This window comes from Micromonospora yangpuensis (assembly GCF_900091615.1).
Lineage (GTDB): Bacteria > Actinomycetota > Actinomycetes > Mycobacteriales > Micromonosporaceae > Micromonospora > Micromonospora yangpuensis.
In genome coordinates, this window is record NZ_FMIA01000002.1 from 3,656,967 (window position 1) to 3,670,612 (window position 13,646).

Consider the following 13,646-nt stretch of genomic DNA (forward strand, 5'->3'; position numbering starts at 1 on the left):
GGCTGCCGGCGTCGCGTCCCGCCTACCGTGGGCGGTATGGCGGTCACCGTACTGGGGAGTTTCCTCACCGCCCGGCGGGCCCGGCTCCGGCCGGAGGACGTCGGGTTGGTCTCGCACCGCGCCCGCCGGGTGGCGGGCCTGCGCCGGGAGGAGGTCGCGGTGCTCGCCGGGGTGAGCGCCGACTACTACGCCCGGCTGGAACAGGGCCGGGAGCGGCACCCGTCGGCGTCGGTGCTGGGTGGGATCGCCCGCGCGCTGGACCTCGACGCCGACGCCCGGGAGCACCTGTTCCGGTTGGCCGGGGTACCGCTCGACAACCCGCCGGCGGCGGCCGTGGAGCACGTCGATGCGGGGCTGCGGCAGCTGCTCGACGCCTGGCCGGACCTGCCCGCGATCGTCCTCAACCGGCGGTTGGACCTGCTGGCCCACAACGCGATCGCGGGGGCGTTGTTCGCCGACTTCGCCGACACCGCCAACCTGGCCCGGATGACCTTTCTCGACCCTACCGGGCCGGTCTTCTTCGTCGACTGGCAGCGGGCCGCCGAGACGTGCGTGGCGAACCTGCGGCTCGCCCACGGGCACGACCCGACCGACCGGCGTACCGCTGAACTCGTCGCCGAGCTGGAATCGGCGAGCGGGACGTTCCGCCGGTTGTGGCGGCGCCACGACGTGCGGGGCAAGACCCACGAGGCGAAGACCTTCCGACACCGCGCGGTCGGCAAGCTGACGCTGGCGTACACCGCGTTCGACGTCCGTGGGACGACCGGCCAGCAGGTGATCGTCTACCGCGCGCAGCCACACAGCCGGGACGCCGACGCGCTACGACTGCTCACCATGCTGGCCGCCGCGCCCCGGCTCGACGCCGGGTCGACGCGCTCCGACGATCTGCCCCGGCGGCACCGGTGACGGCTGCGACGACGTCCCGGCCTCCGGTGTCGGCGCCGCCAGGACAGCCCCGCTGACCGCTTGGCCTGCGGGAGGCATCGCGAACTCCCACCCGAAACAGTGAAGGGAACTGACATGACCACCTCGAACAGGCGGGCCCTGCTGCTCTCGGCCTCCATCGCCACCGGGGCCGCGCTGGGGCTCTCGACCACCGCCAGTCCCGGCCACGCCGGCCCGCCCGGTACTCCCGACGGCAGTCCCGGCGGTGGTCGGGGCCGGGGCCGCGAGGAGCGCAACCGGCAGCTCGTCATGGCCGCCTTCGCCCGGCAGAACAGCGGTGGCAGCTTCTACGACATCCTCGCCGACGACGTACGGTGGAGCATCGTCAACGGCCGGACCTACGACAGCAGGGCGGAGTTCCTCGCGGAGGGCTCCGCACCGATCCTCGACCGGCTCAGGACCATCCTGCGCATGCGCCCCCTGCAGGTCTGGACCGACGGGGACACGGTGATCGTCCACTTCGAGGCCGACGCCGTCGCCCTGGACGGCCTGGCGTACCACAACGAGTACTGCTGGATCCTGCGGATGCGGGCGAACCAGGTGTTCCGGGTGCATGCCTTCCTCGACATGGTGGCCGTCGCGAACCTCGTCGACCGGGTGAAACTCCCCGCCGGACGGTAGCCCGGCGGGTCTGCGGCGGGTCAGCGGGCGGGTCAGCGGGCGGCGGTGAGGCTGGCGCAGTCGGTCTCGTCGGGCAGCAGGGGGCGGAAGGTCAGCGTCCAGCGCCTGCCGTCCGAGATCCACCCGGTGGCCGCGTTGGCCCCGGCAGCGGCCTGCCGTACCTGCTCCAGCGCGGCCCCGGTGACCGTCACGCAGCCCAGGTCGCCGCTCGGTCCGATCTCCTGCCCGGGCAGGCCCGGACCGGGCCAGGCGAGGACCTGCGGTGCCGCGATTCCCTCAGGCTCGACCCACGGCTGCGCGACGACCGCCAGCCCGGTCGCCTGGTACGCGGTCGTCTCGACCGGCTCAGCACCGCCGACGGTCGGCGGCGTGGCCGGCGGGGCATCGCCGACGGTCGGCGGCGTGACCGGCGGGGCACCCTCGACGGTGGGCGGCGTGACCGGCGGGGTGCCCTCGACGGTCGGCGAACCGGCCGGCGGGGCGTCCTCGGCGGTGGGCGGTGTGGTCAACGACTCCGCGAAGATCCGCAGTCGCTGGCGGGCCTGGCGTTGCGCGGCGGTCAGCTCGGTCTCCGCCTCCGGCCCGGCCAGCAGCGCCTCGACCTCGGTCTCCTCGACGCCGGTGGCACCGGACAGTTGGAACCTGGTGGTGGGCAGGTCGGTGACGTTCGGGCTGCCCAGGTCGGCGGCGCTGCCCACCCCGGCGGCACGGGCCCGGTCGACCAGGTCGGCCACCTGATCGGCACCGATCGTGGCCACCTGGACGTTCGGCAGGGCCGGGCCGGGGTAGATCTCGATCTGCGGCCCCTCGGTGATCACCCGTCCGTCGCCATACACGCTGACAGTGGGCAGCCGGGTCAGCATCATCGTCGGGGTGACGAAGCCGCCCACCTGGTCCACCCGCAGCACCACCGCGTCCGCCGGGTACGCCGGCGGCCCACCGTCCGCGCCCCCACCGGCGTCGTCCCGCGCGGCACAGGCCACGGTGGTCAGCAGCAGGGGCAGGAGCACCACGACGGGTACGGCGGGAAGCTTCGTCATGCCTCCTGGGACGTCGGCGGCTGCCGAACCGTTCCGTCCGATCCCTCGAAACCGCCCGCCATCCTGCGTCACCGCGCGCCCCGTTCTCGCCGCACCTCGCCACCTTCGCCGCTACCCGCCACCTCTCACCGCACTTCGCCGCCACCGCTCGCCGCCCGCCGTTTCTCGCTCCGGTCCGCGCGGTGCACCGCCGCCCGCCGCGGTCGACGCTCCGCGGTGAGCGGGGTTCCCTTCTCTACCGAAGGCGTTAACAGGGGGCCCTTCCTTACCGGCTTAGGGTGGGCGGATGGGTGAGATCATGCTGATCCGACACGGCGAGACCGAGTGGAGCGCCAGCCGCCGCCACACCTCGTACACCGACCTGGGGCTCACCGACAACGGGGTCCGGCAGGCCCGCGCGCTGCGGGCCGCCCTCGCCGGGCACCGCTTCGCGGCCGTCCTGGCCAGTCCCCGCGCCCGTGCCCTGCGCACCGCCGATCTGGCCGGGCTGCGGGTGGACGACGTCGACGACGACCTCGTCGAGTGGAACTACGGCCGGTACGAGGGGCGCACCACCGCCGAGATCCGCGGCGAACGCCCCGACTGGGTCATCTGGACCGACGGCTGCCCCGACGGGGAGTCGCCCGAACAGGTAGGTGCCCGCCTCGACCGGATCCTGGCCCGGGTCACCGGGCTGCTGGAGCAGGGCGACGTGGCGCTGGTGGCCCACGCGCACAGCCTGCGGGTCGCCGGTGCCCGGTGGATCGGCCTGCCGGCGGCCGGCGGCGGGCTGCTGCGGCTGGACACCGCCACGGTCAGCGCCCTGGGGCACGAGCACGGGCGGCGGGTCATCCTGCGGTGGAACCAGGCTCCCCCGCCGGTCGGGTCCGGGTCCGCGGTGACGGCGCGGCACTGATCCGGGGCGGGCGGCTCTCGTACGGGGTGGAGAGCACCACCGTGGTCCGGGTGGTCACGTTCGCCGAGGTGCGGATCTCCTGCAGCACCCGTTCCAGGTCCACCGGGCTGGCCACCCGCACCAGCAGCAGGTAGAAGTCGTCACCGGCCACCGAGTAGCACGAGTCGATCTCGGGCAGGTGGGCGAGCCGTTCCGGGGCGTCGTCGGGTTGCGACGGGTCGAAGGGCCGGATCGCCACGAAGGCGGTCAGCGGCAGGTCGAGCGCCTCGAACGACACCCGCGCGGTGTAGCCCTTGAGCACGCCGCGCTGCTCCAACCGGCGGACCCGCTGGTGCACCGCGGACACCGACAGGCCGACCTTCTCCGCCAGGTCCGTGTAGGACAGGCGGCCGTCGGCGGTCAGCGCGGTGACGATGGACCGGTCGATCTCCTCCACGGCGTGCAACCTACCCGGAAAAGCGCTCTCCCGCGACGACGTACCGCCGACCGGTGACCGGTGCTCAGCCCTTGGCCAGGGCCCGGGAGATGACCATCCGCTGGATCTGGTTGGTGCCCTCGACGATCTGCAGCACCTTCGCCTCCCGCAGGTACCGCTCCAGCGGGTGGTCGGCGACGTAGCCGGCACCGCCGAGGACCTGCACCGCGTCGGTGGTCACCCGCATCGCCACGTCGGTGGCGAACAGCTTCGCCTTCGCCGCCTCGGTCGAGTACGGCCGGCCCGCGTCGCGCAGCCGGGCCGCGTGCAGCGTCAGCGCGCGGGCGGCGGAGATCTGGGTGGCCGCGTCGGCCAGCAGGAACCCGAGTCCCTGGAAGGCGATGATCGGCTGGCCGAACTGCTGCCGTTCGCGGGCGTACCCGACGGCGTAGTCGAGGGCGGCCTGGGCCAGGCCGACGGCGCAGGCGGCGATGCCGAGCCGCCCGGAGTCCAGGGCGGACATGGCGATGGTGAAGCCCGCCCCCGCACCGCCGATCAGCCGGTCGGCGGGGACCCGGGCGTCGTCGAAGGCGATCTGGGCCACCGGGGAGGCGTGCAGCCCCATGGTCTTCTCGGCGGCCTGCGGGACGATGCCCGGGGTGTCCCGGTCGGCCAACAGGCAGGAGATGCCCTTGGGGCCGGGTCCGCCGGTGCGGCAGAAGATGTTGTAGAAGTCGGCCACCCGGGCGTGGGTGATCCAGGCCTTGGTGCCGGTGACCAGGTACGCGTCGCCGTCGCGGACGGCCCGGGTGGTCAGGGCCGCGGCGTCCGAGCCGCCCTGGGGTTCGGAGAGGCAGTACGCCCCGATCAGCTCGCCGCCGATCAGCTCCGGCAGTCGGCTGCGCTGCTCGTCGCTGCCGAACTCGGCAAGCGGGTAGCAGGACAGGGTGTGCACGCTGACCGCCTCGGCCACCGCCAGCCAGCGGCTGGCCAGGATCTCCAGCACCTGCAGGTACACCTCGTACGGCTGGGCGGCGCCCCCGTGCTCCTCGGGGTAGGGCAGCCCGAGCAGGCCGGCCCGGCCCAGCGTCCGCAGCACCTCGCGGGGGAACTCGGCGCGCTGTTCGTAGCCGGCCGCGTTCGGCGCGAGCTCCCGGTCGGCGAGTTCGGTGGCGAGGTCGAGCAGGTCGTGTGCCTCGTCGGTGGGTAGGATCCGGTCGACAGTCATGGCGGGGTGAGCTCCGTGGGGTGTTGAGCCGTTGCCGGGGTGGCCGGTCGGGCAGTGGGGCCACCCGTCGTCGACAGCTTAACGTTCGTTCGGCATTCCTGGTCGGGTGGCCACCCGGACGGGACGCGACCACCGGGAGCCGGTTTTCGTCGGTGGGTTGTGCCAGGCTGTCGGGCGTGGCACACCGACCCCTGTTGCTCGTCGACGCGCCGAGCCTCTACTTCCGGGCCTACTTCGGCGTTCCCGAGTCGGCCGCCCGGGCCCCCGACGGCAGCCCGGTCAACGCGGTGCGCGGCTTCCTGGACATGCTCGCCTCGCTGGTGCGCAGCCGCCGACCGGACCGGCTGCTCTGCGCGCTGGACCACGACTGGCGGCCGGCGTGGCGGGTGGCGCTGCTGCCGTCGTACAAGGCACACCGGGTCGCCCCGGCCGGTGGCGAGGAGGTGCCGGACACCCTCACCCCGCAGGTCCCGGTGATCCTGGAGGTGCTCGCCGCGATCGGCATCCCGGCGGTCGGCGCGGCCGGTTACGAGGCCGACGACGTGCTCGGCACCCTGTCGGTGACCGAGCCCGCACCGGTGGAGGTGGTCTCCGGCGACCGGGACCTGTTCCAGCTCGTCGACGACGCCCGGGGGGTCCGGCTGCTCTACGTCGGCCGTGGGGTGGCCAAGCTGGACGACTGCGACGACGCGGCGGTGCGGGCCCGTTACGGGGTGCCGGCCGCGGGGTACGCCGACTTCGCGGCGCTGCGCGGCGACCCCAGCGACGGCCTGCCCGGGGTGCCCGGGGTCGGCGACAAGACCGCCGCCCGGCTGATCGACCGACACGGCAGCCTGGCCGGTGTCCTCGCCGCGCTGGACGAGCCGGGGGCGGGTTTCGCGCCGGGGCTGCGGGCCAGGCTGGTGGCCGCCCGCGACTACCTCGCCGTGGCACCGAAGGTGGTCGGGGTCGCCCGGGACGTGCCCCTGCCGGAGCTGGACACCCGGCTACCCACCGAGCCGGCCGACCCGGAGCGATTGCTGGCCCTGGCGCAGCGGTGGAACCTGGCCGGCTCCTGCCGCCGCCTGGTCGACGCCCTCACCGACCAGGCCTGACCCGGAGGCCGGCGTCAGCGGGGCGGCGGGTTGCGCCGGGACGGGAACGGGGTCCCCGGCTGCCCCAGGGTCGACCGGCCCCGCAGCCCGACCGGGTCGATCGGCTCCGGCGGCGCGGGGGTCTGTTCCGCCGCCGCGTAGCGGGAGTCCAGGTAGGCCGCGGCGGCCCGGTCCTCGTCGGTGGGGGCGGCGAGCAGGGCGTAGACCAGCCCGACCACCACGAAGATCACCGCCAGTACGATCGGGGTCAGCAGGGTACTCACCCCGGCCCCGCTCACCACGCCGGTACGCGGGTGCAGGTGCACCGAGAGCGCGCTCATGCCGGTGAAGTGCATGCCGTTGACCGCGACCCCCATCAGCAGCGCCGAACCGGCGATGGCCAGCGGACGCCGGACGGTCATCGCCAGCCAGAGCGCCACCGTGGCGGCCACCACCGCGATCACCACCGACAGCACCACCCGAAGCGTGTCGTAGCCGAAGGTGCCGTTGAGGCGCATCGCCGCCATGCCGGTGTAGTGCATCGCCGCGACACCGGCACCGGTGAACAGGCCGCCGACGAGGAGCCTCGGGGCGGTGAGCCGACCGGTGCCGACGATGGCCAGGCCGATGCCGACGGCGACCACGGCGATCACCGTGCTGGCGATGGTGATCGGCACGTCGTAGCGGATCCGGGTGCCGGAGACCGCGAAGCCGAGCATCGCCATGAAGTGCATCGCCCAGATGGCGGTGCCCCCGAGTGCCCAGGCGCTCAGCGACCCCCACCAGATGCGTTGGCCGGTGCTGGACGCGGTACGGATCCGGCCGGCGCAGACCAGCCCCAGCACCGACCCCAGCACCGACAGCGCGTAGCTGAGCGCCGGGGTGATCCACCCGTACTCGAAATGACTGATCTGCGCCATGACAGAGATCTCCCCACGGATCAAACTTCTCGTCGGCGCTCCCCAGGCCGTGTCCATGATGGCGGCCCCTCTGAACAGGCCAAACGGCACCCCCCGAAAGTTTCGGGGGGTGCCGTTTCGGTGACAGACGGGTGCGTCGTTTCAGGTCGCGGCGTGGTAGGCGAGCACCCCTCGGTTGACGGTGGCGATCGCCTGCCGGGCGGTGGCCCGCAGCTCGGTCGAGGCCCCACCGGAGTCGGCGAGCTGACCCAGCAGGTCGACGACCTGCCGGGCCCACCGGACGAAGTCACCGGCGGGCATCTCACCGTCGATCTCGTGGCCGCTGGCCAGCACCTTCGCCAGCGTCTCGCCACGGGCCCACCGGTAGATCGGCCAGGCGAAGCCGAGATCCGGCTCGCGGGTGACGGTCAACCCCCGGGCGGCCTCGTCGGACTCGATGCCGCTCCACAGCTTCAGCGTCTCCTCCACCGCCTCGGCCACCCCGCCCCGGGGCAGCGAGGCGCGTTCGTCGACGTCCCGGCGTGCCTCGAAGACGATCACCGAGACGGCCGCGGCCAGCTCCGCCGGGGCCAGACCGTCCCAGACGCCACCGCGCAGACACTCGGCGACCAGCAGGTCCGCCTCGGTCCAGATCCGGCTCAGCATCCGCCCGGCGGCGGTGACCTCACCGTCGGCGGTGAGGTAGCCCCGGGCGGTCAGCAACGCCACGATCCGGTCGAAGGTTCGGGCCAGCGAGCCGGTCCGGCCGGAGACCCGTTGCCGCAGCTCGTCGGTGTCACGCTCCAGGCGGCGACGCCGCTCCGCCCAGCGGGCGTGCTCCTCCCGGTCCGGGCAGGCGTGGCAGGGGTGCCGGCGCAGCTCGGCCCGCAGCTGGGTGAGCCGGTCGTCCTCGCCGTTGCCGCGTCCCCGGGCCCCCCGCCGGCTGCGCCGGTCCAGACCGGTGCCGCTGACCTGCGCGGCGAGGTCCCGGCGGGCGGCCGGCGACCGGTGGTTGAAGTGCTTGGGCACCCGGATGCGGGTGAGCACCTCGGCCGGGGTGGTGAAGTCACCGGGGCTGACCCGGCCGGCCCAGCGGTCCTGGGTCAACACCAGCGGGCGCGGCTCACCGAACCCGCCGGTGGCCGGATCGAGCACCACCGCCAACCCGGCCCGGCGGCCGGCCGGCACCCGGATCACGTCGCCGACCCGCAGCCGTTCCAGGGCGGCCACGGCGGCCGCCCGGCGCTGGCTCTGCCCCTGCCGGGCGATGGACCGCTCCCGTTCGCCGATGGCCACCCGCAGGGCGAAGTACTCGTCGAAGTCACCGTGGTGGCACTCGGCCTCCACGCCGTACGCCTCGATGGTCTCGGTGTTGCGCTGCACCTGCCGGGCCAGGCCGACCACCGACCGGTCGGCCTGGAACTGGGCGAACGAGGACTCCAGCAGCTCCCGTGCCGGCGCGGTGCCGACCGTACCGACCAGGTTGACCGCCATGTTGTACGACGGCCGGAAGCTGGACCGCAGCGGGTAGGTGCGGGTGGAGGCCAATCCGGCCACGTGCCGGGGATCGGTCTCCGGTGACCAGACCACCACGGCGTGGCCCTCGACGTCGATGCCCCGCCGCCCGGCCCGGCCGGTGAGCTGGGTGTACTCCCCCGGGGTCAGGTCGACGTGCGCCTCGCCGTTGTACTTGACCAGCCGTTCCAGGACCACACAGCGGGCCGGCATGTTGATCCCCAGCGCCAGGGTCTCGGTGGCGAAGACCGCCTTGACCAGGCCCCGGACGAACAGCTCCTCGACGACCTCCTTGAAGACCGGCAGCATGCCGGCGTGGTGGGCGGCCAGGCCGCGCTCCAGGCCGTCGAGCCACTCCCAGTAACCGAGCACCGTCAGGTCCTCGCCGGGGATCGCGGTGACCCGCGACTCCACCACCCGGCGGATCTCCGCCCGCTCCTCCGGCGAGGTCAGTCGCAGCCCGGCGGCGAGGCACTGCTGGACGGCGGCGGCGCAGCCGGCCCGGCTGAAAATGAACAGGATCGCCGGCAGCAGGCCCTCCCGGTCCAGCCGGTCGACGATGTCGGGACGCAACGGCCCCCGCCACCGGGGACCCCGACGGCCCCACCCGCCGCCGCGGGTGTCGCTGACCTCCAGCCGGCGCAGCGTGTCCCGGGTGTAGCGCAGCAACTCGGGGTGGACGTCGTGCTTGCGGGCGGCGTCGGCGTCGTGGAACAGGTCGAACATCCGCTTGCCGACCAGCATGTGCTGCCACAGCGGCACCGGACGGTGCTCGCTGACCACCACCGCGGTCTCGCCGCGCACGGTGACCAGCCAGTCGGCGAACTCCTCGGCGTTGGAGACGGTGGCCGACAGGGAGACCAGGGTGACCGAGGCCGGCAGGTGGATGATCACCTCTTCCCACACCCCGCCCCGGAACCGGTCGGCCAGGTAGTGCACCTCGTCCATCACCACGTAGGCCAGGCCGTCGAGGGTGGCCGAACCGGCGTAGAGCATGTTGCGCAGCACCTCGGTGGTCATCACCACCACCGGCGCGTCGCCGTTGATCGCGTTGTCGCCGGTGAGCAGCCCGACCTGCTCGGTGCCGTAGCGCTCCACCAGGTCGTGGTACTTCTGGTTGGACAGCGCCTTGATCGGGGTGGTGTAGAAGCACTTGCGCCGCGCCGGTGCCGGGCCGTCGGCGACCGCCGGGCCCGCAGGGGCACCCCGCAACGCCAGATGTACGGCGAACTCGCCGACCACCGTCTTGCCCGCGCCGGTGGGGGCACAGACCAGGACCCCGCTGCCCTTCTCCAGGGCCTGGCACGCCTCGCGCTGGAAGTCGTCGAGGTCGAACCCCACCCCGAGGGCGAACTCGTCAAGCGCCGGGAACTCGGAGGCCTGCGCGGCCCGGCGGCGCGCCGCGGCGTAGCGCTCGGCGGGACTCGACATGTCACCAAGATTAGTGCGTCCTGCCACGGGCCACCCGGCAAGGCCGTGCGGGCGGGTGGTCGGGGGCGGTCGGTAGGGTGCACGGCGTGCCGGACCATGCCGAATCTCCCACGACCCGTGCCGCCGAGCCACACCGCCGGTCCGTCGCGGCGGTCCTCTTCGACTTCCACGGCACCCTCGCCCAGGTGGAGGAGCCCCACGAGTGGGTGCTCGCCGCCGCGGCGGCGTGCGGGGTCACCCTCGACCGGATCCGGGCCACCTCGCTGGCCGACCGGCTGGTGATGGCCGGCCGGGCGGGCGGACCCCTGCCGGCCCGGGTGCCGCCCCGGCTGGCCGAGCTCTGGGCCGACCGGGACCTGTACGAACACGCCCACCGGGCGGCGTACACCGGGCTGGCCGAGACGGTCGACACCGGCATCGACGGGTTGGCCGAGGCGCTGTACCAGCGGGTGCTGGTCCCCGAGGGCTGGGTGCCGTACCCGGACACCGGGCCGACCCTGACGGCGCTGCGGCAGGCCGGCGTGAAGGTCGCGGTGGTCAGCAACATCGGCTTCGACCTCCGGCCGCTCTTCGTCGCCTGGGGGCTCGACGAGCTGGTCGACGCGTACGCGCTCTCCTACGAGGTGGGGCGCTGCAAGCCCGACCCGGGGATCTTCCTGCGGGCCTGCGGGATGCTCGGGGTGGACCCGGAGGAGACGCTGATGGTCGGCGACACACCTGCCGACGCCGGCGCGGTCGCGGCCGGCTGCGCGGCGCTGGTGCTGCCGGCGGTCGGACCGGGGCGGCGCAGCGGCCTCGGCGCAGTGCTCGACCTGGCGCTAACCACCTCCCGTTAGCACCGTCGGTTAGCGCCGCTGTGACGATCGGGTTATCGTCGCTGCCATGATCACCGAGGTGGGTCCGGCCCGGGACCGCATCGTGCGGGCCGCCGCCGCGCTGCTGGCCGAGGGCGGCCGGGAGGCGGTCACCACCCGGGCGGTGGGCCGGGTCGCCGGAGTGCAGGCCCCGACCATCTACCGGCAGTTCGGCGACATGCGGGGCCTGCTCGACGCGGCGGCCAGCTACCGATTCGCCGCCTACCTGCACGCCGAGTCCTCCGGCGAGCTGACCGGCGACCCGGTAGACGACCTGCGCCGGGGCTGGGACGTCCAGGTCGGCTTCGGCCTGACCAACCCGGCCTGCCACGCCCTGATGTACGGCGACCCGCAGCCGGGCCGGACCCCCACCGCCGCCCGGGTCGCCGCCGACATCCTGCACCACCTGGTCCTGCGGGTGGCCGAGGCGGGCCGGCTGCGCACCGGCGTGCCCGAGGCGACCGGCATGCTGCACGCCGCCGCCTGCGGGGTCACCCTCGCCCTGATCCGGGCGGACCCGGCGACGCGGGACCCCGACCTGTCCGCCCGGACCCGCCAGGCGCTGTTGGCCACGCTGGTAAGCGACTCCGTGGCCGCCCGGGCGCTGCCGGCCGCCGCCGACCCGGTCCGGCACGCGGTCGCCCTGCGGGCCGCCCTGCCCCAGTGGGCCACCGCCCTCACCGACGCCGAACGCGCCCTGCTCACCGAGTGGCTGGACCGGCTGGCGGCCTGACCGCCCCAGCGGGCCAGCGGGCCACCGGCCCACCGGCCCACCGGCCACCGGGCCACCGGGCCACCGGGCCCGACGGTGGCGGTCAGCGCAGCAGGTGGGCGGCGGCGGGCACGGCGGTGACGGTGACCGGCAGGTCCAGCACCCGCTCCCCGTCGGCGTAGCCGGTGATCCCCTCGGCGGTGAGCTGCACGCTACGGGCCCGGAAGCAGCGCACCAGCGGATGCCGGACGTGGGTGCCCCGGTAGATGCTCGGCTTGACCCGCATCAGGGTCCGCCTGTCGAACCGGCCACCCACCACCACGTCCAACAGCCCGTCGGTCGGGTCGGCGTCCGGGCAGATCCGCATCCCACCGCCGTAGCTGGCGCAGTTGCCCACCGCCACCAGGACCGCGTCCAACTCGTGCACCACCCCGTCGAGCCGCAGCGTGTACCGGCGGGCACGCAGCCGGGCCAGCTCGACCAGGATCGCCAGATCGTAGCGGCGGGGACCACGGGGCCACCGCATCCGGTTGGCCCGCTCGTTGACGATCGCGTCGAAGCCGGCGGCCAGCACCGCCCCGAACCACCGTGGTGCGCCCGCCGCCCCGGTCAGCCGGGCCAGGTCGACCGGGCGGGTCCGGCCCGCCCGCAGGGCCGCCACGACCGCGTCGGCCGCGGCGAGCGGATCGGTCGGGAAGCCGGTGTCCGCCGCGAAGTCGTTGCCGGTGCCGACCGGCAGCACCCCGAACGGCACCCCGGTGCCGGCCACCGCCTGCAACGCCCGGTGCACCGTGCCGTCACCGCCCACCGCGACCAGTGCGCCGGCGCCCTCGGCGACCGCCCGCCGGCAGGCCGACTCGGCCCCGGCACCACCGTCGGCGGTCAGCACCCGGACCGGGCGGTCGACCGCCGCCAGCCGGTGCAGCAGGTGGGGCAGCAGGTCACGATGGCGACCCCGGGACGCCGACGGGTTGACCAGGACGGCCAGGGGGCCGTCGGGAGGCGACGGTCGATCGGGGACGGTCACGGCCAGCACCGTACCCGTCCCCGACCGGTCAGGTCATGTCGTCGTACCGGCGCTCGATCGGCGTCGGTGCCGCGATCGGCTCGGGCGCGGTGATCGGATCGGCGGCCTCGATGCGCTGCCCGGCGACCACCGGCTCGCGGTCGTCGGACAACGGCGACGCCTCGTCGTCGTCGACACCCGCGTAGATCTCCTTGCCGCGGCCCCGACGTCTGTCGTTGACGAACGCCACCCCCACCGCGATGAAGTAGAGCAGGCAGAGGCAGAGCGCCAGCAGCGTCATGCCGAACGGGCCCGGGTCCGGCGTGGCCACCGCCGCGAAGGCGAAGCAGATGAAGACCACGACCCGCCACCAGCTGAGCAGCCGACGGGCGCTCACCACCCCGGTGAAGTTGAGCATCAACAGGGTCAACGGGAACTCGAACGCCACCCCGAACAGCAGGATCATGTTGGTGACGAAGGAGATGTACCGGGTCACCTCCAGCTGCGAGTCGGTGCCGGTGACCCCGGCCTCCAGCAGGAAGGCCAACCCCTTGTCGACCACGAAGTACGCCAGGATCGAGCCGGCGGCGAACAACGGCGCCGCGATCGCCACGAAGACGTAGGCCCACTTGCGTTCGTGCCGGTGCAGACCGGGGGCGATGAACGCCCAGAGCTGGTAGAGCCAGACCGGGCCGCCGAGGATCAGCCCGACCCACAACGCGATCTTGAGCTTGAGGACGAACCCGTCCGCCGGCGAGAGCATCAGGAAGTTCTGACACTCGCCGTCGACCATCATGCCGGGCAGCCGGCAGTACGGCTGCGCCAGCAGGTCGAACACGTCCTGGGCGACCACGAACCCGGCCACCAACCCGATAAGGATCGCCAGCGAGGCGCGGAACAGCCGGGTGCGCAGCTCGCGCACGTGCTCGATGAGGGTCATCGAGCCGTCGGCGGCCCGTTCGAACGTGCTCGGACCGCGTTTACGGAGGGCGAAGGCCACGGTCTCGGGGCC

General features: G+C 73.9%; 13 protein-coding genes. 6 read left to right on the forward strand and 7 right to left on the reverse strand.

The window, feature by feature from the left end; all coding sequences use genetic code 11:
• Positions 1–36 precede the first annotated feature (36 nt).
• Together GA0070617_RS16550 and GA0070617_RS16555 are read left to right on the forward strand one after the other, a co-directional pair.
• The gene (locus GA0070617_RS16550) at positions 37–906 is read left to right on the forward strand and encodes a helix-turn-helix domain-containing protein (protein WP_091438864.1); all 870 of its coding nucleotides are present in this window, start codon (positions 37–39) and stop codon (positions 904–906) included.
• A 114-nt stretch (positions 907–1,020) separates the two neighbouring features.
• Positions 1,021–1,566 carry a nuclear transport factor 2 family protein gene (locus tag GA0070617_RS16555; RefSeq protein WP_139135685.1) on the forward strand — a complete coding sequence of 182 codons (546 nt, stop codon included), beginning with the start codon at positions 1,021–1,023 and terminating at the stop codon, positions 1,564–1,566.
• A 32-nt stretch (positions 1,567–1,598) separates the two neighbouring features.
• Here GA0070617_RS16555 and GA0070617_RS16560 read toward each other — a convergent pair whose 3' ends face one another.
• A complete protein-coding gene (locus GA0070617_RS16560) occupies positions 1,599–2,606 on the reverse strand; it encodes a hypothetical protein (protein WP_091438866.1) in 1,008 nt (335 codons plus the stop codon).
• A gap of 286 nt (positions 2,607–2,892) precedes the next feature.
• Here GA0070617_RS16560 and GA0070617_RS16565 point away from each other — a divergent pair, with 286 nt between their 5' ends.
• Positions 2,893–3,501, forward strand: coding sequence for a histidine phosphatase family protein (locus GA0070617_RS16565; protein WP_091438868.1), 609 nt, complete (start codon positions 2,893–2,895; stop codon positions 3,499–3,501).
• Here the strand turns inward: GA0070617_RS16565 and GA0070617_RS16570 are convergent.
• A complete protein-coding gene (locus GA0070617_RS16570) occupies positions 3,434–3,937 on the reverse strand; it encodes an Lrp/AsnC family transcriptional regulator (protein WP_091438870.1) in 504 nt (167 codons plus the stop codon). The genes GA0070617_RS16565 and GA0070617_RS16570 overlap by 68 nt on opposite strands.
• Before the next feature lie 64 nt (positions 3,938–4,001).
• Entirely contained in the window at positions 4,002–5,144 is a 1,143-nt protein-coding gene (locus GA0070617_RS16575) for an acyl-CoA dehydrogenase family protein (protein WP_091438872.1), read from the reverse strand.
• A gap of 176 nt (positions 5,145–5,320) precedes the next feature.
• Here GA0070617_RS16575 and GA0070617_RS16580 point away from each other — a divergent pair, with 176 nt between their 5' ends.
• Positions 5,321–6,238: a 5'-3' exonuclease gene (locus GA0070617_RS16580; protein ID WP_091438874.1), complete on the forward strand. Its 918-nt coding sequence runs from the start codon at positions 5,321–5,323 to the stop codon at positions 6,236–6,238.
• Between the two features lie 14 nt (positions 6,239–6,252).
• Here GA0070617_RS16580 and GA0070617_RS16585 read toward each other — a convergent pair whose 3' ends face one another.
• Positions 6,253–7,137 carry an MHYT domain-containing protein gene (locus GA0070617_RS16585; RefSeq protein ID WP_091438876.1) on the reverse strand — a complete coding sequence of 295 codons (885 nt, stop codon included), beginning with the start codon at positions 7,135–7,137 and terminating at the stop codon, positions 6,253–6,255.
• A gap of 141 nt (positions 7,138–7,278) precedes the next feature.
• Complete coding sequence (locus GA0070617_RS16590; RefSeq protein ID WP_091438878.1) at positions 7,279–10,062, reverse strand: DEAD/DEAH box helicase; 2,784 nt, start codon at positions 10,060–10,062, stop codon at positions 7,279–7,281.
• 77 nt (positions 10,063–10,139) lie between these two features.
• Here GA0070617_RS16590 and GA0070617_RS16595 point away from each other — a divergent pair, with 77 nt between their 5' ends.
• A complete protein-coding gene (locus GA0070617_RS16595) occupies positions 10,140–10,898 on the forward strand; it encodes an HAD family hydrolase (protein WP_091438879.1) in 759 nt (252 codons plus the stop codon).
• 46 nt (positions 10,899–10,944) lie between these two features.
• Positions 10,945–11,649, forward strand: a complete 705-nt coding sequence (locus GA0070617_RS16600; RefSeq protein WP_091438880.1) for a TetR/AcrR family transcriptional regulator — start codon at positions 10,945–10,947, stop codon at positions 11,647–11,649.
• Between the two features lie 82 nt (positions 11,650–11,731).
• Here the strand turns inward: GA0070617_RS16600 and GA0070617_RS16605 are convergent, their stop codons facing one another.
• A complete protein-coding gene (locus GA0070617_RS16605) occupies positions 11,732–12,664 on the reverse strand; it encodes a diacylglycerol kinase family protein (protein WP_091438881.1) in 933 nt (310 codons plus the stop codon).
• Positions 12,665–12,683: 19 nt separating this feature from the next.
• On the reverse strand, positions 12,684–13,634 hold the full coding sequence (gene tatC / locus GA0070617_RS16610) for a twin-arginine translocase subunit TatC (protein ID WP_091438882.1): 951 nt from the start codon (positions 13,632–13,634) through the stop codon (positions 12,684–12,686).
• Positions 13,635–13,646 lie beyond the last annotated feature (12 nt).

Coding starts and splice junctions, on each gene's coding strand:
- GA0070617_RS16555 (WP_139135685.1), top strand. CDS start 1,021: ATGACCACCTCGAACAGGCGGGCCCTGCTGCTCTCGGCCTCCATCGCC.
- GA0070617_RS16560 (WP_091438866.1), bottom strand. CDS start 2,606: ATGACGAAGCTTCCCGCCGTACCCGTCGTGGTGCTCCTGCCCCTGCTG.
- GA0070617_RS16565 (WP_091438868.1), top strand. CDS start 2,893: ATGGGTGAGATCATGCTGATCCGACACGGCGAGACCGAGTGGAGCGCC.
- GA0070617_RS16600 (WP_091438880.1), top strand. CDS start 10,945: ATGATCACCGAGGTGGGTCCGGCCCGGGACCGCATCGTGCGGGCCGCC.
- GA0070617_RS16575 (WP_091438872.1), bottom strand. CDS start 5,144: ATGACTGTCGACCGGATCCTACCCACCGACGAGGCACACGACCTGCTC.
- GA0070617_RS16590 (WP_091438878.1), bottom strand. CDS start 10,062: ATGTCGAGTCCCGCCGAGCGCTACGCCGCGGCGCGCCGCCGGGCCGCG.
- GA0070617_RS16585 (WP_091438876.1), bottom strand. CDS start 7,137: ATGGCGCAGATCAGTCATTTCGAGTACGGGTGGATCACCCCGGCGCTC.
- GA0070617_RS16550 (WP_091438864.1), top strand. CDS start 37: ATGGCGGTCACCGTACTGGGGAGTTTCCTCACCGCCCGGCGGGCCCGG.